Origin of the sequence: Mycobacterium ahvazicum (assembly GCF_900176255.2) — a bacterium.
In the GTDB taxonomy this organism is placed as follows: Bacteria; Actinomycetota; Actinomycetes; order Mycobacteriales; family Mycobacteriaceae; genus Mycobacterium; species Mycobacterium ahvazicum.
The window spans coordinates 1,209,228-1,230,066 of the sequence record NZ_FXEG02000003.1 but is presented as its reverse complement, the minus strand read 5'-3'; the positions used below and the strand labels follow the sequence as shown (position 1 = coordinate 1,230,066).

Genomic DNA, 20,839 nt, shown 5'->3' with positions numbered 1-20,839 from the left:
GTCAGGATTAGCGTGTCGCAGCTCAACCAGAAATTAGCGAGGGCCGGACGCCGGCGCCCCGTTTGCGGTGGGTCACCGACAGCCAGGCGGACGGCGAGTAATGCGTCGTAATCTCTTCGAATCCGTCGACCCGGGAAACCGTAAGGACGCCTGTTTCCTGGTTTATTTCGAGTTCGTCGCCGTCCGAACCGTGGACTTCCTCACCGTTCGCGAGCCTGATCACGAACATAATGTTCCTCTCAGTGGATGGGTTTTAATCGCGATCGGGCATTTGCTGGTCATCCGCACCGGCCGGATTAAACCTTTGTTACGTTTTTCTGTCAGGGTCCGTGGAAAACGTCCGGCACGGTTCTTCCGGCCCCGAAATGCTTCCGCGGTACGAATCCCTTAGGTAGCGATTCACCCGGGCTACCCCCTTCTCCGCGCCGGTCACTGGCAAGCCCCCCATGCAGTCCGCGTCGGAGCCAATGATGGTACGGGGAACACAGCCATGGACAGCCATGGTAGCCCTTTCCTATTCGCCAAGCAGGTGAACGAGGGGCAAACGTTTTGGCCTACCGGTGCCTCCGGGTGGACCGCTCGATCGGCCCTCATGCGATGAGTTCGCGGCTGCTGCCTGGGAAAACGGAACTCGGGCGGCCGACCGCCCGGCTACTCCGAAGAGGCGACGCCCGATTAATTCCAGGAGCGATCGATCGGTGCGCGGCGCCCCGGGGGACCCGAATGGCAAACCTGCGTGAAGCTGTCGACGTCGGCCGCGCCCCAACTGATTGCGCGCTAATTGGCTTTGCGCCGGCGTGCCGACAATTCGTCGGGCGGCGCCTCGGTCCCGGCTTCCGGTGAGCGTTCCAGGTAATCGGCCAGGATGCGGCTGGTCAACGATTCGATGTTCGACTCGATCGACGACGCGAGCGTTGCGGTGACGGTCGCCACCGCCTGAGTGCGGAACCGAACCAGCATCGTGATCAACTCGGCGATCTCGGCATCCGCGGGCAGCGCCTGGCCGGGTTTGATCTTGTCGATGACGTGTTCGGCGCCGGCGCGCACCAACAGGTCGCTGATCTTGTCGATCTCGGGCACGATCTGCTCGTGCAGGTCGACCAGCTTCTCCAATTCGACGCCGTAGCCCCGGATCTCGTTGAACGCTTCGATCAGCTTGGGCCGGGTCACGGTGGCCTGCGCGCCGTCGACGCGGATCACCTGCAAGGCGACCAGCCGGTCGAACGCGGTCGGGTCGTCGACGAGCGCCTGGGCGTCGGCGAGCGGCATGGTCTCCGGCTTCTCGGTGGTCCAGCTGCCCACGATGGCCGTCTCGAGGCCCAGCACGTCGCCGAGGCTCTTGCCTTCTTCCCAGGCGCCCAGCATTTCCCGCACATGGGCGATGTTGTAGCCGCGGTCGAGCATCGAGGTGATCAGCCGCAGCCGGGTGAGATGCGTGTCGTTGAACAACGCGATGCGCCCGACCCGTACTGGCGGCGGCAGCAGTCCGCGATCCCGGTAGACCCGGATGTTGCGGGTGGTGGTGCCGGCCAGCCGGGCCAGGTCGTCGATCCGGTACTCCCCGGACGCCGCATCGCCGTGCGGGTGCCGCACCGCCGCGTCGAACAGCTGCGACACCGCGGTGTCGATGAAGTCCCGCGATTGGCGCCGAACGCGTTTGGGCGCCCGTCGCACGTTGTACAGGACGCTGGCGATCGTGCCGGGTTCCGGTTTCTGTGCCATCTCAGTGCGCCGGCTTAGGCCGACGACGTGACGCGCGCGGTCACTCCGCGCGCCACCGCCTGGTAGTCCGCATAGCGGAAATCGCTCATCTGGCGAAGATACTGGGTCGCGAAACCTGGGTACATCGAGCCGTTGAACCCGTCCTTGGTGAGATACCAACTGCGACAACCCGACATCCAGGTCGTCTTGGTGAGCCGGCGCTGAATGCTCTCATTGTGGCGCCGTTGCACGTCTTCACGTACGTCGAGATAGCGCAGGTCGTCGTCGAGAATGGTGCGGATGCCGCGCACCGCGTAGTCGAGTTGGCCCTCGATGTAGACCAGCAGCGAGTTGTGCCCCGGCCCGGAGTTGGGGCCGGTCATGAAGAACAGGTTCGGATAGCCGTGTGCGTTGATGCTCTTGTAAGCCCGTGCGCCATCGGCCCATTCGTCGGCCAGCGACCGCCCGCCGAGGCCGGTGACGGCGAACGGCGGGCCGGTGAGGTGGACGTCGTACCCGGTGGCGAACACGATGCAGTCGAGGTGATGCTCGATACCGTCGCTGGTGCGGACGCCCACGGGGCTCAGCGTCGCGATCGGCCAGGAGATCAGCTTGCAGTTGTCGCGCTGCAGCGCGGGGTAATAGTCGCTGGAGACCAGCATCCGCTTGCAGCCGGGGGCGAAATCGGGGGTCAGTTGCCGGCGCAGCCACGGGTCCTTGACGGTGGCGCGCAGATGAGCCTGGCCGAGCCGAGCCACCACCGAGGTCAGCGGGGTATCCCACACCAGGGCGGTGGCGCTGGCTTCGTGGCCCCAGAACAGCGCCTGGCGGGCAAGTTGTTGGGCGGCAGGGACTTTGGCGAATAGGGCTTGCACGGCCGATGGGGTCGCCACATCGAGGCGGGGCAGCACCCAGCCCGGGGTGCGCTGGAATACCTTGACGAATCCAGCCTGTTTGACCAGTTCGGGGATGATCTGGATCGCGCTGGCGCCGGTTCCGATGACTGCGACGCGCTTGTCGGTGAAGTCGTAGTCGTGATCCCAGCGGGCACTGTGGATCTTGTGCCCCCGGTAGGTGTTCAGACCACGGATGTTCGGGAAGCTGACATCCGAGAGAGGACCGGAGGCCACAACGACGGTGCGGGCGCGAAATTTCTTGCGGTTCTTGGTCTTCACCGTCCACACGCCGGCGGCCTCGTCGAAGGTCAGATCGTCGACCTCGTGTCGGAAACGGATGTGCGGACGGATGTCGAACTTGGTCGCCATGTCTTCGAGGTGGCGACAGATCTCGGGGGCGGGGGAGTACGTCCGCGACCATCTCGGGTTCTTCACGAACGAGTAGGAGTAGAGCAGCGACGGCACGTCGCAGCTGGCCCCCGGGTAGGTGGTGTCGCGCCAGGTTCCGCCCACCCGGTCGGCGCGCTCTAGGATGATGATGTCGGTAATTCCGGCTTCGGCTAGCCGAATTGCGGTACCAAGCCCGGTGAAGCCGGCTCCGATGATCAGCGCTGCGTAGGTGTGGTCGTTTGCCATGGTCACGCTGCCGGCTCGTGGGTGAGTTCCTTCGACCAGCTCGGTGCCGGCCTCAGCAGCGGCTTGGGATAGAAATCCGACAGCCACACCATGGAATTGGCCAGCAGTTGATAGGGGTGCCGGGGGTTGACCACCCACATGCCGTGGCGCTTGAGCAACTTGTAGGTGGGCACCCGCCGGGTGCGTTCACCCCGGTCGCCGAGTTGCTTGAAACGGTTGACCGCGTTGAACAACCGCTCCGAATCCATCCCCATGCCGGCCATCTCGTTGCGGACCCGATTGAGCAGCGGCACGTACATCAGCACGCCGATGATCAGACCAGGGGACGCGAAGCGCCCGACGAATTCGATGGCGAGTCGACGCGCGCTGGCGTTGCCGATCATCTCCAGCACCTCGAAATCGACGGCGATGTGCCGTGATTCGTCGTTGTTGATCTTCTCGAACACCTGATGGCAGACGGGGTCCTGCACCGTGTCGAGGAGGAACTTCAGCAGCGCGCCGTCGAGTGCGACCTCCAGCATCGGGATCACGGTGCCCAGCACCGACAGCGGCATATCGTCGGCGAATGTGTCCAGCCACTCGATGGCCAACCGGATGTTGACGTTGGGCTTGGGGATCTCGCCGTCGTCGAGCATGCCCCAGCGCTTCATCAGTGCCAGTTCGGCGTTGGCGTGCCGTTGCTCCTCGGCGTGGAAATACCGGTAGATCTCGGCGATGGTGGGGTTCGGCGCCTTCTTGGCGAGCGCCGCGAATCCCCGGGCGCCGATGTTCTCGATCCAGCACAGGTCGGCCATGAAGGCCCGGAGTTTGGGCCGGAACTCGGGCTTGATCGTGTCGGCCCCCGGTGCGTCCCAATCGATATCGGCGAGCGCCCACTGGCGATCCTTGATCTTGGCAAGCATGGCTTCCATGTCGATGGCCACCAGCAGCCCCCTTCTCTTTAATTTGTCAGTGCATGTTAGCCCGCGACACAAGGCCAACCGCACGGGTATAGGCTTGCGGCGCAAGGCGTTTGACGTTCCAGCCGATCTTGGCGTCGAGTTGTGGCAGGCAGTAGAGCTCACCGCGATCGTGAGCGTCCAGGCAGGTCCGCGCGACCTTCTGTGCCGAGAACCCGGTCCAGCGCATCAGCGTGTTGGCGAGGTTGCTGGATTGCTCGCTGATCCGGCCCGATGCGACGATATTGGTCTTGACGAACGTCGGGCACAACACGGTGACCCGGATGCCGGTACCGGACAATTCGGCGGCCAGCGTTTCGGAAAGCGACAGCACGCCGGCCTTGCCGACGTTGTAGGCAGCCATGCCGGGAGCGGCACCGAACGCTGCCGCCGAGGCGACGTTGATGATGCCCCGTGGCGCGTGCGCGGGCCCGGCCTCGCGCAGGATCGGGGTGAACACGTGGCAGCCGTGAATCGGACCCCACAGGTTGATGCCCAGCGCCCACGCCCAATCATCCAGGGACACATCGCCGATGGCTGCGCCGCCGGCGCCGACACCGGCGTTGTTGATGATCAGCGTGGGCGCGGCTCCGAAGAAGGACCGTGCTTCTTCGGCCAGCGCGCGAACGTCGTCGATTCGCGAAACGTCGCAGCGGTTCGCGATCGCCTTCGCGCCGTGCTCGGCGATGGCGTCCGCGGTCTGCTGCGCGGCGACCTCGTCGATGTCACTGCATACCACCGTGCCGCCCCGGCGAGCGAGTTCGACGGCGAACGCCGCGCCGATCCCGCTGCCGGCCCCGGTCACCACGGCCAACGCGCTGTGGCTGGTGGTCTTCGACGTGCCGAGCAGTTTATCCAGTGGTCCGAGCATCGTCAGCCCACCTCGTCAACCACGGCGCGGGCATCCTGCAAGGCGTGGGCGATGAACCGCGCAACGTAGGCCATGGCCTTTGCCGCTTCGGGTGTCATGCGCGGAAGTGCTTGGAACACATGGACTTGGTGTGGCCACACCTGCAGTTCGCAGCGGCCGCCGGCGGCTTTGATGTCGGCGGCCAACTGCCGAGCATCGTCCTGCAGCATTTCGGCCCCGCCGGCCTGAACCAGGGTCGGCGGCAGCATCGCACCGCCGGCGACGTCGAGTGTCAACCGAGGATGGGTGAGATCGATTTCCGGGTGGTAGAGCGCGACGAGACGGGCCGCGTCGGCGACTCGGATGGCGGGATCGGGACGAATCTTCTCGCGAGCGAGTGCGAGCGCGAAGGTCATGTCGATCAGCGGCGAGAACAGCACCAGCGCGGCAGGAGAGTTCGCGGCGACCTCGGGCTGCAGCAGCATGTCGACCGTCAGGTGACCACCCGCCGAATCACCGGCTATCACAATATTTTTCGTCGGCACGTCACACGTTTGCACCAGCCAGTCCCAGCCCGCCCGGACATCGTCGGCGGCGGTCGGAAAGCGATGACGCGGCGCCAACCGGTAGTCGATGCTGAACACCGGCAAGCCGGTCAGCGATGACAGCCAGGATGTCAACCGGCGGTGAGTCTTTGGCGAACATATGGCATAACCGCTGCCGTGCACGTAGTAGATCGCGCCGGCTTTGCTGGACGAATGCCTGGTTTCGCTCGTCGGCGTCCGGGGCCCGTACACCCATTCGCCCTTGACCCGGCGACCGTCGGGCAGTCTCGTGTCGACCAGTTCAACGCGGGTGCCCGACAGTGAGGGGCCGAAGGTGGCCATCACACGCGCGATCATCTGGCGCGACAGCCAGATTCCCCACGCGCGTTCGGGCGGCACCAGCCCGCTGAACGGTCGCAGGGTGTAGGTGCTTACTGCCGCTGCGCCGCGGGACCGCAATGACCCGCGGGCCGGAACGATGTCCGCCATGCAACGCAGTCAACAGCAAATGGTGACATTCGTCAATGGCAGCTTTTGGCCGGAGCGGCGGTCAGCCTGCCCATTGCGTCGTGAAGGCGGCAACCGACTCCGCGGTGCGACGACGGGCCGCTGCGGGATCGGGAAACGCGGCGGCCAGGCCGTCGACGGCGCGGCAGCCGCGTGGCTAGTCCAGCGGGTAGCGGTATCCGGACAACCGAACCTGGTTTCCGCCAGCGCGTTTCGCCTCGTACATCGCGGCGTCGGCGGCCTCGACCAGGCTTTCGATGATCTGGCGCCCGGGTCTTTCGACCACCATCGGCAGACGAGCGCTGCTGACACCCAAGCTGGCGGTCACGTACCAGGGGGTCGCGGCAATGGCCACCCGCATGGCCTCGGCCGCCTGGAGCGCTTCCTGCTTCCCGATGCTCTCGGCGACCAGGAATTCTTCCCCGCCGACGCGAGCGATCACCGTCTTGCCGCCGCGAATTCGGCGGAGGCTGTCGGCAACGGCCACCAAGATCCGGTCTCCGGTCGCGTGACCGTAGGTGTCGTTGATGCGCTTGAAATTGTCGAGGTCGATCATCAACACGCTGATGCACAGCGGGCGCTCGTCCCCGGCGAGCAGCTTGGGCGCCGTTCGATAAAAGCCCCGCCGGTTGCGCAGCCCGGTGAGCGGATCGGTCGAGGACTTCAGGGCGTCCACCGACAACCAATGCACGAGGACCTGTCCGCAGAACGGTACTGCCAGCAGCCCCGCGCTGAGCACCAGCCAATCCGCTGTGGCGATCAATGCATCGCTGTTCGCGGCGATGCGGGCGGCGCAGATTGCTGCCGCACCTGATGCGGTGCCGAGCGTGAAAACCAACACGCGAGCCGAGTGAAAGAACGCGACGTAACCGGCCAGGCCGCCGAATGCCGCACACCCGAGCATTCCGTTACGCGGGTCGGACTGCACAATGCAAACCACCGCGATGCCCAGCGCGCCGACCGCTGAAAAGACCTTGGATTGCGCCCGGGTCGGCCAGCACCGCCCGTATACCAGCGCGAACCCCGCGAGGATGACGATGGCCGCCACGGCGGCGGCGCGCTGCGCGGGTGCGTGCGGACCTGATGGGCTGCTGAGCATCAACACCGTCGCTGCCACCAGGGTGGTCAGGATCGCGACGAGCAGGAAGCGGACAAACGGCTTCAGTCCGCGCGCGGCAAGGTATTCCGACAGCCAGTCATAGTGGTCGGGCTGCCGCCACCACGCGCTGATCCACCCCATTTACCGACGCCCCTCGCCCCCGGTGACGTCGGAAATCGACGGCGCCGACCAAACCTCGGTCGTATGCTACTTACCGGTTGCTGAAATGCGGGGCTCTTCGCGCAAAGCGGGATCGCGGAGCGGACGTGCAGGCCGACTATTTGCCGCGCTGGAGTGCGAACACCGGGATGACACGCGTGGTCTTGGTCTGATACACCCCGAAATTCGGCGACCGGGACACCACCTGGTCGAACAGGGAATCGCGCTCCTCGCCCAGCGCCTCGCGGGCCGTGGCCTCGAACGATTCGGTGCCTATCTCCAGGCGCACCCGTGGATTGGCGCGCAGGTTGTGCACCCATGCGGGGTCGTTCGGTGCGCCGCCACGCGAACCGATGATCACCAGGGCGTCGTCGATCGGGAAGTACGCGAGTGCGGTCAAGCGCGGCAGGCCTGACTGGGCGCCGGTCGTGGTCATCAACAGCACAGCAAGTCGTGATCGGTTGGTACGCATAGCTTCTTGCCCGTGAGGTGGCGCTTTGGGCACTGCGTGGAAGGTGAATTGCCAGCCGCCCAAGCCGGGTTCATGATGCTAGTGGCCCGGGCTACCCGACGCGGTCACTTGGCCGGGCCGGCAATCACAAAGGAGTTGGAATCGTGAAGCTCGCAGAGGCTTTGTCGCTTCGCGCGACCGCGGCGCGGCGGATCGAGCAGTTACGCACTCGCATCGTGAACAACGCTCGATACCAAGAAGGCGAAGAGCCCGCTGAAGACGCGTCAGCCCTGCTGACCGAGGTCGGCGAGGTGCTCGATGAGTTCGAAACTCTGATCCGGCGTATCAACCGCACCAACGCTGCCACCACCATCGACGCGGACGGCACCCTGACCGATGCGTTGGCCCGCCGCGACGCGTTGCGCCACCGTCACTACGTGTTGACCGTGGCGGCGGATGCCGCCGCGGGCACCAACCAGCCCAGCTACTCTCGGCAGCTGCGGTCCGAGCTGAAAATGCAGTCCGCGTTGCCTGTCGCCGAGTTGCGCGCGCAGGCCGATGTGCTGGCGCGCGAGCTTCGTGAGCTAGACGTGCGGATCCAACGCTCCAACTGGGAGGTAGATCTGCTGGATTAAGAGGTGGAGCAGGTAGTTGTCGTGAAGGCGTGCGCAAGCCCTGATCGGCGGGCGAAGTCCGGTCTCTCCTGGCGCACGAAGGGCAGTGCAGAGGGTCCGATTCCCTCATCACATCGCAGCCCAGCATTGCGCACCGGTGACAGCACACAGCACACAGCACATCACCACGTGCAGATTCGTGACGATGAGGGCGGGCAAGGGGCATCCACCTCAGGAAACGCCGGCCGGGAAGCTTTCGGCGGATAATCACCTCCGATGGCCGAGATGCGGCCCCAAGGGGAGAGTGTGGCGATGATCCACGGAAAGTCGGTCGTTGTAACGGGTTCCACGTCGGGTATAGGTCTTGCGATCGCACGGGCTTTCGCCGCCAAGGGAGCGAACGTGACCCTCAACGGCTTCGGTGACCCGGACGCCGTCGAGCAGCAGCGGTCCGATATCGAAGAGGCTTTCGGGGTGACGGCGGCCTATTCGGGCGCCGACGTGACCAAGCCGGCCGAGATCGCCGAGATGATCGGCGACGCCGAACGGACCTTTGGATCGGTCGATGTCCTCGTCAACAATGCCGGCGTCCAGTTCGTGGCGAAGCTGGAGGACTTTCCGGTCGAGAAGTGGGACGCGGTGATCGCGACGAATTTGTCGGCGGTGTTCCATACGTCTCGGTGCGCACTGCCCGGGATGAAACGGCGCGCCTGGGGCCGAATCATCAACATCGCCTCGGCGCACGGCCTGGTCGCGAGTGCGGAGAAGTCCGCCTATGTCGCGGCCAAGCATGGCGTTGTGGGGCTGACCAAAGTGGCGGCGATCGAAACCGCCGAGTACGGCATCACCTGCAACGCAATCTGTCCCGGATGGGTCATGACCCCTCTGATCGAGCAGCAGATCGAAGCGTTCGCCACGTCAGCGGGAAAGTCCTTTGACGAGGCCAAGCAAGAGTTCGTCGCCGACAAGCAGCCGATGGCCCGCTTCACCCGTCCGGAAGATGTTGGGGCACTTGCGGTTTTCCTGGCCGGCGAGGCGGCGGCCACCATCACCGGTGCCAGTTATTCGATCGACGGCGGCTGGACCGCCCAATGACGCCCTAGGTGGTTTGTGCCTGCGGCAGCGGGCGACTACGCACCAGCGTCGGCCACCAGAACCATGGTCCGAGAATGCGCATAATGCACGGCACTACGAACGACCGCACGATCAGCGTGTCGAGCAGCAATCCGATGCACACGGTGGAACCCACCTGGCCGATGGTTCGCAGATCGCTGGTCAGCATTGCCAACATCGTGAACGCGAACACCAAGCCCGCGGACGTCACCACACCGCCGGTACTGCCGAGCGCGCGGATCAGGCCGGTGTGGATTCCGGCGTGCAGCTCCTCTTTGACGCGAAGGATCAACAGCAGGTTGTAGTCCGAACCGACCGCCACCAGGATGATGAACGTGAGCGGCAATATCAGCCAGTGCAGCGGCAGACCGATGAGATGCTGCCAAACGAGGATGGAAAGCCCGAACGCGCCGGCGTAGGAGAAGGCCACCGTCAGGGGAATTACCAAGGCCGCCATCAGACTTCGCGTCAGGAACAACATGATCAAGAAGATCAGCACGAAGGCGGCGATCGCCACGATCAGCAGATCGGACGCGGCGTATTGCTTGATGTCTTTATTGGTTGCTCCGGAACCGCCGATATAAACTTTGGAGCCGGCCAGCGAGGTCTCCTTGAGCGCCACGGTTATTGCGTTGGGGAACTGTTCGACGTGCTGCACACCCTCCGGGCCGTTGGCGTCTCCCTCGTGGGTCACGATGATCCTGGCGGCCTTGCCATCCGGCGACATCAGCAGCTGCATACCGGTTTTGACGTCGTCGTTGTCGAAACCCTCGTGGGGGATGTAGAAGAAGTCATCGCTGCGGGACTGGTCGAAGTCGAGCCCGACATTGATCTGGTCGTCGAAGGTCTGGTCGGTCTGCGTGGTCTGCAGAGACGACTGGCCGTAGGTGTTGACCAATAGATTGGCCAGCGCCTCCGAGTCGTCGGCCGTGAGTTTCAGCTGGGTGATGATTTGCGGCAAGGTCTTGTCGATGACCTCGAGCGAGGCTACGGCGTCCTTGATGTCGTCGGCCATCTTGTCGAGGCCGTCGATCGATTCGAACAGCGACCTGAATGCGTAACAGACGGGAATGTCGAAACAGTGTTTCTCCCAATAGAAATAGCTGCGCATCGGCCGGAAGAAGTCTTCGAGGTTGGCCAGGTTCGACCTCAACTCGTCGGTGACCTTTTGCATGTCCTCCATCGTGAGGACCGTCTTGTGCATCTCGTCCGACATCGTCTGGAAGAAGCCGATCTCTTTGCGCAAGACCGCGACGGTGTGCTGCGTGATCTCGGCCTGCTCGCTGGTATTGGCGTTTTGCCGCTGGCTGAACGGGAGCTGTTGGCCCAGACCGCTGCCCTGAGTGGTGAACAGGTAGGGGATATGGGCATGTTCCAAAGCTCGACCCATGGGCCTGGTGATGCTCTGCACCATCGCGACGCCGGGAAGGCGTTCGAGAGCCTTGGCGGCGCGGTCCAACGAGATGAAGTCGGCCGAATTTCGCAGGTCGTGATCCGACTCGATCATCAACATCTCGGAAAAGAGCTTGCTCTTCGGGAAGTGCCGATCCGCCGCCTGGAAACCAAGATTGGCGGGGGAATTGTGCGGCTGGTACTGACGATCGTCGTAGTTCTGCCGGTACGTCGGCACGAAGATCGCCCCGAGCATGACGGCAGCGGTACTGGCCGCCAGGATTGGCACCGGCCATCGGACGACGCTCGTCCCGATCCGTCGGTAAAGATGCGCCTTGGCCTTGCTTTTCGGGTCGAAGAGCCCAAATAGGCTGCCCACCGTCAAGAAGGCCGGACCGAGCGTCAGCGCTGCCGCGATGGTGAACAGCATGCTGATCGCAACCGCCGGCCCCATGGTGTGGAAGTAGTTGAGTCGCGCGAAAGTCAAGCAATAGCAGGCCCCGGCGATCGTCAATCCGGACCCGAGGATGACCGGCGTGACGCTCTTGTACGCGGTGTAGAAAGCCTGCTCCCTGCCCTCGCCGTCATGTCGCGCCTCGTGGTAGCGGCCCATCAGGAAGATGCCGTAGTCCGTGCCCGCTCCCAGGGTCAGCGCGACGACGATATTCACGGCGAATGACGAGAGTTCGATGTACCCGAGATGACCGAGGGTAGCGATAACCCCCTTCGCGACCAACATCTCGAACAGAACTCCGGCCAACGGGACAAACAGGGTGACGACGGAGCGGTACACCAGCAGCAGCATCCCGATGATCAGAAAGATCGTCACGATCGTGATGTCGTTCAGGCTCGAATTCGCAATAGCTACGGTGTCCGAGGCCAGCGGTGCGGCGCCGCTGACGTAAACCTTGAGCCCGGGTGGCGGCGTGTCCTTGGCGACGATATCCCGAACGGCCGCAACGGATTCGTTCGCCTGCATTTGGCCGATGTCGCCGGCGAGACGAAGGAGCACGTATGCGCACTTGCCGTCGAGGCTCTGCGCCCCCGCGGCGGTGATCGGCTTGCCCCACAGATCCATGGCGTACTGCACATGCTTGGGGTCTTGCTTGAACCGTCGCATCAGATCGTCGTAGTACTGATGATCCGCGTCGCCCAGCGGCCGGTTGGCTTCCAGCACAATCATGGCCAAGCTGGTCGAATTGGACTCGTGGAACTCCGCGCCGATGGACAACAACGCCCGCTGCGACGGCGCGTAGTGCGGGACCACCGGCCCCGCGAGTTCTTCTGCGACCCTCTCCACTTGCGGCATGAAGGTGTTCGTCGACACGGCCAGAAGCGCCCAGAAGGCGATGATCGGTATCGCGAAGATGCGGACCATTCTGGGGACGAATGGTCGCTTCGCCACGGGCTCCGACCGATGCTCGCTCATGCGGATTTCACCAGGCAAAAGACGTGTGCGTCCTGATGGGCATCGGACTGTTCGGCGCGGACAACGCCGTTCACCCGCAACCGGCAGCCGACTTGGCCGCCCTGAACCTGGGCCGAGATGCTGCCGGACACCACGGTCAGTGTGGTCGACTCGGTGTGCGACCACGGCAGCGTCGTGAGATCAACCCGATGCGGATGTCCGTTGACGTCCACCCAGACGAGCATCCCGCCTTGCCCGACGTTGCCGAACAACTCGTAGGTGAGCCGTTTGATACTGAACTCCGGCGGTGCCGCGGGCTCGTTGACGGTGATGACGGGCGGGGGATCGGAGAACTCGTGCACCTTCCACATGGCCACCCCTCCGACGGTGAGCGCAACGACGGCAACCAAAGGCATCCAGACTCGTGCCAGGACGGTCCTGCCGACTGAACGAGGGCTCACTCGATCACCTTTTCGGACGACGGTTCAGGCCTTGCGCTCGCATGTCATCCCCGCCTACGCGCCGCCCGAATAGTAGACGGTCATGTGCCCAATGCGGTGGACTGATGGTCAAGAGTAGCGGCTTTGCGCCAATACGAGAACATGACGACTACGGACGTTGCCACCCACCGGGGCTCACGGCAACGGGGATGCGCCCAGTCGCGCTGATTGCAGCGCGAACCGATGCGACCACGCCGGTTTGCTTAGGGCGCCGCCGGCGTGTGAAACGGCTTGTCAGAAAGGGTGCGAGCGGAACCCATCGTGTTGCTCACGACAATTTCCGCAAACGTCTTTTCAACCTCGCGCTGCGCAGGATCTGAGTCGTGAAGTTCAAGGAGGCGAGCATGGGGAACACCCCGAGGAAGGTCCGCTCCGACGGGGTCGCCCCGTGCAGGTGGTACAGGCTCCCGAACACGTAAAAGCAACCCACCGAGAACAAGGCGCCGGGGATGCTGAGCGTCAGCAAGGAGCTGCGGTCGGCCACGATCCGCTTTGCGTAGTCGAGCTCTTCTTGCGACATCGGTTCGCGTTTGCGCACCTTGGTGGTGACCGCTCTGGCGATGCCGATTTCGTCGGCTATCGGAGGGGACGGTCGTTCCCCCAGGCGTTTGACGTACCCGGCAGCAATGGTGGCGAACACCAGGGCCATTGCCAGGGCAACGACGGTGAGCAGCCCGTATAAACCTTGCTCCATTGCGCGCTCCTTGCCTGACGGTAGCCGTTGTGGACGCGACCGAGCACTAGCTTAGGCCCGAGCGTGCGGCGCGGGGAATCACTGCCAGCCTTTGGTCAGGCGGCGGTAACGGTTCGAGCTCGTTTCGGTCATGGCGCCGCACGTCGGGCGCTGCCGCGTATCCCGCGGTCTAACAATGCGGGCATGACGCAATCGCGGGAGTCCGACGGTGGCGCGTGAGATCTCGCGGCAGACGTTTCTGCGCGGTGCCGCCGGCGCGATAGCGGCCGGCGCGGTATTCGGCACGGGCCGATTCGGTTCCGCCCCGGCGACCGCCGCGCCGAACGCCACTGGCTGGGACGGTCTTTCGTCCGCGCTTGGTGGCAAGGTGCTGTTGCCGGACAGCCCGCAATTCGGCTCGGCCAAGCAGGTTTTCAACACCAACTACAACGGACTGACGCCGGCGGCGATAGTCACTCCGACGTCGGCGGCCGACGTGCAGAAGGCGATGGCCTTCGCCGCCGCCAATCACCTCAAGGTCGCTCCGCGCAGTGGCGGACACTCGTATATCGGCGCGTCGACGGCCAACGGCGCCATGGTTTTTGACCTGCGTCAGCTGCCCGGGGGAGTCAACTACGACGCGGCCACCGGGCAGGTCACGGTGACGCCGGCGACGAGTTTGTATTCAATGCACGAGACGCTGGCCGGTGCCGGCCGGGGTTTGCCGACGGGTACCTGCCCATCGGTGGGTGCCGCGGGACACGCGTTGGGCGGCGGAATGGGTGCCGACTCGCGGCATGCCGGTCTGCTCTGTGACCAACTGACCTCGGCCCAGGTGGTGCTTCCCGGCGGCCAGGCGGTCACCGCGTCGGCCAACAGCAACCCGGATCTGTTCTGGGCGTTGCGCGGGGGCGGGGGCGGCAACTTCGGGGTGACCACCTCGCTGACCTTCAACACCTTCCCCACCCACGACGTCGATGCCGTCAACCTGAACTTTCCGCCGCAGTCATTCGCCCAGGTGCTCGTCGGTTGGGCCAACTGGCTGCGCACCGCCGACCGCAACAGCTGGGCGCTGGCGGACAGCACCACCGACGGGATGGGCACGGCGTGCCGCATTCTCGCGACCTGCCCGGCCGGATCGGGACCCGGCGTGGCCAACGCCATCGTCTCAGCCGTCGGCCTGCAACCGACCGGCACCGAGAGCCACACCTTCAACCGGATGGACCTGGTCCGGTATCTGGCCGTCAACAATCTGAACCCGCAGCCGCTGGGTTACGTCGGCGGGTCGGATGTCTTCCAGAGCCTCACCCCGGCCGCCGCTCAGGGAATCGCGGCCGCGGTCAACGCTTTTCCGCGCGGCGCCGGCCGCATGCTCGCCATCATGCACGCTTTGGACGGCGCCCTGGCCACCGTCGCCCCGGGTGCCACCGCCTACCCGTGGCGCCGGCAGGCCGCCCTGGTGCAGTGGTACGTCGAAACCGGTGACCCGGCGGCCGCGACCAACTGGCTCAGCACGGCACACCAAGCGGTGCAACAGTATTCGGTCGGCGGCTATGTGAACTACATCGAAGCCAACCAGCCGCCGGCGCGTTATTTCGGGCAGAACCTGCCCCGGTTGTCGGCCGTGCGGCAGAAGTTCGATCCGGGCCGGGTCATGTTCTCCGGGTTGAACTACTAGCAGCTTCGTCGAGTGTGCGGTCGCGGCGTTGAGTCTGCGCCCGCGGTGCCCACCGTGCGCTCGGGGCGCCGACACGCCGGGACGGCCCGCCGTCAGCGCACCCTCGACGCCGCACGAGCCGAGACAGCGCCTCCGCAAACGGATGCCGGCCGGCGGCCAAACGCCGGATGCGCGGCGCTCGATGACACCCAAGCTTCCGCGGACCCTGCTGTGTCCGGGATCACCCGGGTGCCTTGGCGGGGGCTTAGTAGCAACAGCGCAGGGAGAGAGGATAGGGTAACCAAAAAAATTAGGGCAGCCTGTGCTAATTCAGGGAGGTTTGGTGGTGCGTGCCCCCGCGGGCTCGGAGAATATCCGTGCGGAGGTAGCCGAGTGGGTCGGCGTTGCTGTTGACGCTGTTCAGCAGGCCGGCAACCTGCGGTGTCGGGCCTTGGGCTCGCTGCGCGTGACGTCGCCGGCCGGCCGGTCGCGGCGAGTGGCGGCAGGGTCCCGGGCCGCTGCTACCCACTCGGCCGGCGCTCTGAGCCACAGCGCCCAGGCATCCGGTGAGCACCATGACATTCCGTGACCTGATCAGCATGCCATCCACCTTTCCGTCCTGGATCAAGCTGGTTCCCGGGCGCACGTCGGCTGACGGCGCCACCGTGGTGTTTCCACACGCCGGCGCGGCCGCCGCGAGCTACCGGCTGCTGGCCGCCGCACTGGCTGCCGGCGGCGACATCTACATCGTCCAGTACCCACAGCGCGCCGACCGGCTCGCCGAACCTGCCCACGAGACCGTGCACGACCTCGCCCTCGGGCTCTTCGAGGCCGGGCCTTGGCGCCGCGTCGCACCGTTGCGGTTGTTCGGGCACAGCATGGGCGCCGTGGTGGCGTTCGAGTTCGCCCGGGTGGCCGAAGAGCGCGATGTCGCCGTGCGGAAGCTCTGGGCTTCCGCGGGCCCGCCGCCGTGTGTCGTCGCCGACATGCCCGAACTGCCGACCAGCGACGACGGCGTGCTCGCCGAGCTCGCCGACCTCGGCGGTACCGATCCCGAACTGCTGGCCGACGAGGAATTCTCCGAACTGCTCACCACCGCGATGCGCGCCGACTATCAAGCCTTCAATCGCTACGACCCCAGTCCCGATATCCGCATCGGCACCGACATCCACGTCCTGGGCGGCCGCGACGATCACCGCATCGCGATCGACGTGCTGCGCCAGTGGGAACGGCATACCGCCGGGTCCTTCGAGCTGTCGTTGTATGACGGCGGCCATTTCTACGTCTACGACCATGTCGATGCGATCGCCGCACAGGTGAACGCCGATGTCTGACCACGGAGTCCAAGCCACCGAGATCGATCCGGTGGTGATCGTCGGGATGGCCGTCGAAGCACCCGGCGGTATCGACACCGCCGACAGCTACTGGGACCTATTGGCGCACGGCCGTGAGGCCTTGGGCCGGTTTCCGACCGACCGCGGCTGGTCGGTCGCCGAACTGCTCGCCGGGTCGCGCCGCAGCGGATTCAAACAGATCCACGACCGCGGTGGATTCCTCGGCGGGGCAGCAACATTCGATCCAGAGTTCTTCGGGATCTCGCCCCGCGAAGCGATCGCGATGGACCCACAGCAGCGGGTGACGCTGCGGGTGTCCTGGCGCGCGCTGGAGAACAGCGGCATCAATCCCGACGACCTGGCCGGCCACGATGTGGGCTGCTTTGTCGGCGCGTCCATGACCGGGTATGGGCCCGAAATGGCCGAGTTCTCCCGGCACAGTGGCCATCTGCTCGCCGGAACCGCGCTGAGCGTCATCTCGGGGCGGGTGGCGTACACGCTCGGGCTGACCGGCCCGGCGCTCACCCTCGACTCCTCGTGCGCGTCGGCGCTGGTGGCCTTCCACGTCGCGGTGCGCGCTCTGCGCGACGGCGATTGCGACTTGGCGCTGGCCGGTGGCGTCAACGTATTGGGCTCGCCCGGTTTCTTCGTCGAATTCTCCAAGCAACACGCCCTCTCCGACGACGGCTACTGCCGCCCGTACAGCGCGCAGGCCAGCGGAACGGTCTGGGCCGAGGGAGCGGCAATGTTTGTGTTGCAACGCAAATCGGCGGCGCTGAGGGCCGGCCGGCAGATCATCGCCGAAGTCCGCGCCACCGCGGTCAACCAGGACGGTCGCAGTGCCGGTCTGTCCGCCCCCAGCGAGGAGGCTCAGGTCCGGCTGTTCCGCCGCGCGATCACCCAAGCCGAAATCCAGCCCGGCGAAGTGGGCATGATCGAGGGGCATGGCACCGGTACCCGGCTCGGCGATCGCACCGAACTGCGTTCGCTGGCAAAGACTTACGGGAACACCGAACCCGGCGCCGGGGCACTGCTGGGTTCGGTCAAGTCCAACCTGGGTCACTCGTTGGCCGCTGCCGGTGCGCTCGGGTTGGCTAAGGTTCTGGTTTCGGCCGAGCACGGCGCGGTACCGGCCACTCTGCACGCCGACCAGGCAAGTCCTGAAATCGATTGGGATGCACAAGGGTTACGCCTGGCGCAGACCCTGACTCCGTGGCCGGCGGTTGCCGGACAACGCACGGCCGTGGCGTCGGCCTTCGGGATCGCGGGTACCAACGCGCATCTGATCGTTTCGATGCCAGAGGTGGCATAGTGCTCGATCACATGTTGCCCGACGGCCGTGTCCCGGTGCTGCTCACCTCGCACGACAAAGAGCTGATTCGCCGGGATGCCGCTGCGATCCTGGACTACCTGGACCGCAGCGGCAACGCCGCACCGGATTTGGCGGCGTCGGTCGCGTCGACCCTGTTGCGGCTGCGGCGGCTGCGACGTCACCGCGCGGTGGTGCGGGCAGCCGACCGGGCCGAGCTCGTCGACGGCTTGTCGGCGCTGGCCCTCGACGACGAGCACCCCCTGACCAGCTGGTCGTCGAAGAGCTCGGCGCCGCGCATCGCTTTCGTGTTTCCGGGGCAGGGCAACCAATGGCAGGCGATGGGAGCCGACGCCTACCGGGTGCTGCCGGCCTATCGGGAGACCGCGGACGAGTGCGGGCGGGCGTTCGTCGCGGCCGGGTTGCCCTCGCCGCTGCCTTACCTGTTCGGGGAGCAGGAGCAGCACTGGTCGCGCACGCAGATCCAGGGCGCGCAGTTCGCGCACGCGGTCAGCCTGGCCGCGGTATGGCGAAACCACGGGGTGGTTGCGGAGGTCACCATCGGGCACAGTCTCGGTGAGGTGGCGGCGGCGTATGTGGCAGCGACGATCACCTTGCCGGACGCGGTCCGATTGGTCGGCGCGCGCGCGAGCGTCGTCGACCGGCTGACCGGCCGGTACGCGATGGCGGTGCTGGGCGTCGGCCTCGAAGAGGCGGAGTCCGTGCTGGCCGATGCGCCCGGCTGGCTGGAAGTGTCCGCGGTCAACGGCCCGTCATCGACCGTGGTCTCCGGTGAGCACGACGCGGTGGCCGCGGCAGTGCGACTGGCGGGGCGTCGCGGCATCTTCAATCATCAACTGTCCGTGGACTATCCGGGTCACACCAGCGCACTGCGGCCGTTGCGGACTCCGTTGATCGAGTCGATGCCCGATTCGGGCTTCCGGCGCGGCGAGGCGCGGTTCGTCGGCTCCACGTTCGGCAGCGAGGTGGACGACGACATCGACTTCTCCGAGTATTGGTACGAGAACCTCTGTGGCACAGTGCGATTCGACCGGGCCGTGCGACATGCGCAGAAGCTGGGCGTCGACACATTCGTGGAACTGTCCGCACACCCGTCGCTGCTCTATCCGCTCGCCGATATCGTCGACGAGGAGTCGGCGGTGGTCGTCGGGTCGGGGCATCGCGACAAACCCATCGTCGAGGCCCTTTCGGCGAACATCGCCGCCGTCGCGACCGCCGACCCCGGCAGCCCGTGGGCCAAAACCATCCCGGGCGGTATCCGGCCGCCGCTGCTGAGGTTCCCGAACGCGCCGATGCGGGCGGTGCACCTGTGGGCGACGCCGGAGCCGCTGACCGACCCGGTCGCGGTGCCCGCGCTGACCGCTGCCGTCGAGGATTGGCAGCAGGTGACGTCGACGACGGGTGCAACCGGTTGCAGCATCGGGTTTTTCGGCGAGGCCGCTGCGGGCGCGTTGACGCGGCAATTGATCGACGCCGTCGCCACGCACGACGGCTGCCGGGCGGTGCCGCTCGGCGAGGCCGAAATCGTCGTGGTGATCGCCCCGGAACTCGACCGGCTGGATGCGCTCGCCGCGATCGAGCAGATCGCCGGACGATCCGACGCGGGCCTACCCGACTACGCCGCGATCACCGGCCCACGTTGCCGGGCCGTGTGGTTGCTGACCGTCGGTGCCGAGCAGGTCGAGCGAGAGGATCCGAATGTCTCGCCCGCACAGGCCGCCCTGGCGGCGATGCACCGCAGCGTCGGGTTCGAATTCCCGGACCAGATCTTCGGGCACCTGGACCTGCCCAGCCGCGATGTCGACGCCGCAACCGCGCTCGCGGTCGTCGAGGCGCTGATCGGCGAAGGGGCCGAGATCGCGGTGCGGGGGACCGAACCGCCCCGACGCTATGCTCGGACGTTCCGGGAGTGCCGAGACTCGGCAATCAGCCGGCCATTGGACGGCGCCGCCCTGGACAACGTGGTGATCACCGGTGGCAGCGGAGCGATCGGCCTGCGGTACGCGCGGTACTGCATCGAACACGGGGCGCGCACGGTTACCTTGTTGAGCCGCAACGGCGTTGACCCCGACACGTTGGCACGGCTCGCCGACAACCATGACGCGGTGGTGCAGGCCCCGCGCTGTGACATCACCGACCGTGTCGCGCTGTCCGCCGCCGCGCTCGAATACGCCGGCGCTGGTGCGTCGTTGCTGATACACACCGCCGGCATCGCCAAAGCGGTGGTGCGCGAGGATCTCACCGGCACGGATGTGGCCGAGGTATGTGAGGCGAAGGTTCGCGGATTGGCGCTGCTGGCCGAGGTTTGGCCGAGCAGGCCCGGCTGCCGGATTCTGGCCTGCTCGTCGGTGTTTGGCGTGTGGGGCGGCTACCACCATGCGGCGTATGCGGCGTCCAACCGGATGCTCGACGTGCTGGCCGCCCAGTTGCGGGCCGGGGGCCGGGACTGCACGGCGATTCGATGGGGACTATGGCAGGCCGCCGGTGTGGTGGCGGCCAACGAGATCACCCGCACCGAACGCTCGGGATTGATCGCCATGGACCCCGAATTGGCGATCGAAGCCAGCCTGTACCGTTACGACGGCGATCCACTGATTTTCGACGCGGACTTCGACCGGCTCGCGGTCTTCTTCGAAAGCCAGGGAATGCCAATGCCGTTCAGCGGCTCGCTCGGCGAGAGCTCTGAGCATGACAACGGCTCGGCTGTCAAACCGGTCGCCGACGTGGTGCGCGCCGAGCTGGCCGCGACATTGCACTTGGGTGATTCGTCGTCGATTGACTCGAGTGCCTCGCTGATCGACCTGGGTGTGGATTCGCTGCTCGCGCTGGATCTGCGCAAGCGGCTGCGCCGGACGGTGGGGAACTCGGTTCCGGTGGCCCGGATGCTCGGCGGCATCACCGTCCACGAATTGATCGATGCGTTGGGCGCCGGCTCGACCGGCGGGCCCAAAGCTGCGCCGACGTTGGGTGGCGGCGCCGCTGCGATCGGGGCGCACCATTCGACGCTCGCGATGCTAGAAAGGTTGGACACCTAGC

General features: G+C 65.7%; 17 protein-coding genes. 6 read left to right on the top strand and 11 right to left on the bottom strand.

Features of this window, described 5'->3' with window-relative positions; genetic code table 11:
* Window positions 1–22: 22 nt before the first annotated feature.
* The 8 genes from MAAFP003_RS18440 to MAAFP003_RS18400 form a co-directional block, all read right to left on the bottom strand.
* Window positions 23–229 (bottom strand): hypothetical protein, encoded by a 207-nt coding sequence (locus MAAFP003_RS18440; protein WP_096289182.1) that lies wholly within the window; start codon window positions 227–229, stop codon window positions 23–25.
* Window positions 230–777: 548 nt separating this feature from the next.
* Entirely contained in the window at window positions 778–1,722 is a 945-nt protein-coding gene (locus MAAFP003_RS18435; RefSeq protein WP_096289180.1) for a MerR family transcriptional regulator, read from the bottom strand.
* 14 nt (window positions 1,723–1,736) lie between these two features.
* The gene (locus MAAFP003_RS18430) at window positions 1,737–3,239 is read right to left on the bottom strand and encodes a flavin-containing monooxygenase (protein ID WP_096289178.1); all 1,503 of its coding nucleotides are present in this window, start codon (window positions 3,237–3,239) and stop codon (window positions 1,737–1,739) included.
* On the bottom strand, window positions 3,236–4,156 hold the full coding sequence (locus MAAFP003_RS18425; protein WP_096289176.1) for a ferritin family protein: 921 nt from the start codon (window positions 4,154–4,156) through the stop codon (window positions 3,236–3,238). Before MAAFP003_RS18425 ends, MAAFP003_RS18430 begins: the two co-directional genes overlap by 4 nt.
* Before the next feature lie 25 nt (window positions 4,157–4,181).
* Window positions 4,182–5,042, bottom strand: coding sequence for an SDR family NAD(P)-dependent oxidoreductase (locus tag MAAFP003_RS18420; RefSeq protein WP_096289174.1), 861 nt, complete (start codon window positions 5,040–5,042; stop codon window positions 4,182–4,184).
* A 2-nt stretch (window positions 5,043–5,044) separates the two neighbouring features.
* Window positions 5,045–6,055, bottom strand: a complete 1,011-nt coding sequence (locus MAAFP003_RS18415; protein WP_096289172.1) for an alpha/beta hydrolase — start codon at window positions 6,053–6,055, stop codon at window positions 5,045–5,047.
* A 175-nt stretch (window positions 6,056–6,230) separates the two neighbouring features.
* A complete protein-coding gene (locus tag MAAFP003_RS18405; protein ID WP_096289170.1) occupies window positions 6,231–7,313 on the bottom strand; it encodes a GGDEF domain-containing protein in 1,083 nt (360 codons plus the stop codon).
* A gap of 136 nt (window positions 7,314–7,449) precedes the next feature.
* Window positions 7,450–7,803: a nitroreductase family deazaflavin-dependent oxidoreductase gene (locus MAAFP003_RS18400; protein ID WP_096289168.1), complete on the bottom strand. Its 354-nt coding sequence runs from the start codon at window positions 7,801–7,803 to the stop codon at window positions 7,450–7,452.
* A gap of 143 nt (window positions 7,804–7,946) precedes the next feature.
* Between MAAFP003_RS18400 and MAAFP003_RS18395 the strand changes: the two genes are divergently transcribed.
* Together MAAFP003_RS18395 and MAAFP003_RS18390 are read left to right on the top strand one after the other, a co-directional pair.
* The gene (locus tag MAAFP003_RS18395) at window positions 7,947–8,417 is read left to right on the top strand and encodes a DIP1984 family protein (protein ID WP_096289166.1); all 471 of its coding nucleotides are present in this window, start codon (window positions 7,947–7,949) and stop codon (window positions 8,415–8,417) included.
* 255 nt (window positions 8,418–8,672) lie between these two features.
* The gene (locus tag MAAFP003_RS18390) at window positions 8,673–9,491 is read left to right on the top strand and encodes a 3-hydroxybutyrate dehydrogenase (protein ID WP_279304518.1); all 819 of its coding nucleotides are present in this window, start codon (window positions 8,673–8,675) and stop codon (window positions 9,489–9,491) included.
* Window positions 9,492–9,495: 4 nt separating this feature from the next.
* Here the strand turns inward: MAAFP003_RS18390 and MAAFP003_RS18385 are convergent, their stop codons facing one another.
* From MAAFP003_RS18385 to MAAFP003_RS18375, 3 genes are all read right to left on the bottom strand, one after another.
* Window positions 9,496–12,330: an MMPL/RND family transporter gene (locus tag MAAFP003_RS18385; protein ID WP_096289164.1), complete on the bottom strand. Its 2,835-nt coding sequence runs from the start codon at window positions 12,328–12,330 to the stop codon at window positions 9,496–9,498.
* Window positions 12,327–12,725, bottom strand: a complete 399-nt coding sequence (locus MAAFP003_RS18380; protein WP_165796434.1) for an MmpS family transport accessory protein — start codon at window positions 12,723–12,725, stop codon at window positions 12,327–12,329. Before MAAFP003_RS18380 ends, MAAFP003_RS18385 begins: the two co-directional genes overlap by 4 nt.
* A gap of 352 nt (window positions 12,726–13,077) precedes the next feature.
* Window positions 13,078–13,503, bottom strand: a complete 426-nt coding sequence (locus MAAFP003_RS18375) for a hypothetical protein (RefSeq protein ID WP_096289160.1) — start codon at window positions 13,501–13,503, stop codon at window positions 13,078–13,080.
* Between the two features lie 208 nt (window positions 13,504–13,711).
* Here MAAFP003_RS18375 and MAAFP003_RS18370 point away from each other — a divergent pair, with 208 nt between their 5' ends.
* The 4 genes from MAAFP003_RS18370 (at window position 13,712) to mbtD (ending at window position 20,838) form a co-directional block, all read left to right on the top strand.
* Window positions 13,712–15,160: an FAD-binding oxidoreductase gene (locus tag MAAFP003_RS18370; protein ID WP_096289158.1), complete on the top strand. Its 1,449-nt coding sequence runs from the start codon at window positions 13,712–13,714 to the stop codon at window positions 15,158–15,160.
* Between the two features lie 554 nt (window positions 15,161–15,714).
* Window positions 15,715–16,473, top strand: coding sequence for a thioesterase II family protein (locus MAAFP003_RS18365; protein ID WP_096289156.1), 759 nt, complete (start codon window positions 15,715–15,717; stop codon window positions 16,471–16,473).
* On the top strand, window positions 16,466–17,785 hold the full coding sequence (locus MAAFP003_RS18360; RefSeq protein WP_096289154.1) for a beta-ketoacyl [acyl carrier protein] synthase domain-containing protein: 1,320 nt from the start codon (window positions 16,466–16,468) through the stop codon (window positions 17,783–17,785). Before MAAFP003_RS18365 ends, MAAFP003_RS18360 begins: the two co-directional genes overlap by 8 nt.
* Window positions 17,785–20,838 carry a mycobactin polyketide synthase MbtD gene (mbtD, locus tag MAAFP003_RS18355; RefSeq protein ID WP_096289152.1) on the top strand — a complete coding sequence of 1,018 codons (3,054 nt, stop codon included), beginning with the start codon at window positions 17,785–17,787 and terminating at the stop codon, window positions 20,836–20,838. The genes MAAFP003_RS18360 and mbtD overlap by 1 nt, the downstream gene beginning before the upstream one ends.
* Window position 20,839: the final 1 nt, after the last annotated feature.

Coding starts and splice junctions, on each gene's coding strand:
- MAAFP003_RS18435 (WP_096289180.1), bottom strand. CDS start 1,722: ATGGCACAGAAACCGGAACCCGGCACGATCGCCAGCGTCCTGTACAAC.
- MAAFP003_RS18420 (WP_096289174.1), bottom strand. CDS start 5,042: ATGCTCGGACCACTGGATAAACTGCTCGGCACGTCGAAGACCACCAGC.
- MAAFP003_RS18385 (WP_096289164.1), bottom strand. CDS start 12,330: ATGAGCGAGCATCGGTCGGAGCCCGTGGCGAAGCGACCATTCGTCCCC.
- MAAFP003_RS18375 (WP_096289160.1), bottom strand. CDS start 13,503: ATGGAGCAAGGTTTATACGGGCTGCTCACCGTCGTTGCCCTGGCAATG.
- MAAFP003_RS18400 (WP_096289168.1), bottom strand. CDS start 7,803: ATGCGTACCAACCGATCACGACTTGCTGTGCTGTTGATGACCACGACC.
- MAAFP003_RS18380 (WP_165796434.1), bottom strand. CDS start 12,725: ATGCCTTTGGTTGCCGTCGTTGCGCTCACCGTCGGAGGGGTGGCCATG.
- MAAFP003_RS18390 (WP_279304518.1), top strand. CDS start 8,673: ATGGCCGAGATGCGGCCCCAAGGGGAGAGTGTGGCGATGATCCACGGA.
- MAAFP003_RS18365 (WP_096289156.1), top strand. CDS start 15,715: ATGACATTCCGTGACCTGATCAGCATGCCATCCACCTTTCCGTCCTGG.
- MAAFP003_RS18440 (WP_096289182.1), bottom strand. CDS start 229: ATGTTCGTGATCAGGCTCGCGAACGGTGAGGAAGTCCACGGTTCGGAC.
- MAAFP003_RS18360 (WP_096289154.1), top strand. CDS start 16,466: ATGTCTGACCACGGAGTCCAAGCCACCGAGATCGATCCGGTGGTGATC.
- MAAFP003_RS18405 (WP_096289170.1), bottom strand. CDS start 7,313: ATGGGGTGGATCAGCGCGTGGTGGCGGCAGCCCGACCACTATGACTGG.
- MAAFP003_RS18415 (WP_096289172.1), bottom strand. CDS start 6,055: ATGGCGGACATCGTTCCGGCCCGCGGGTCATTGCGGTCCCGCGGCGCA.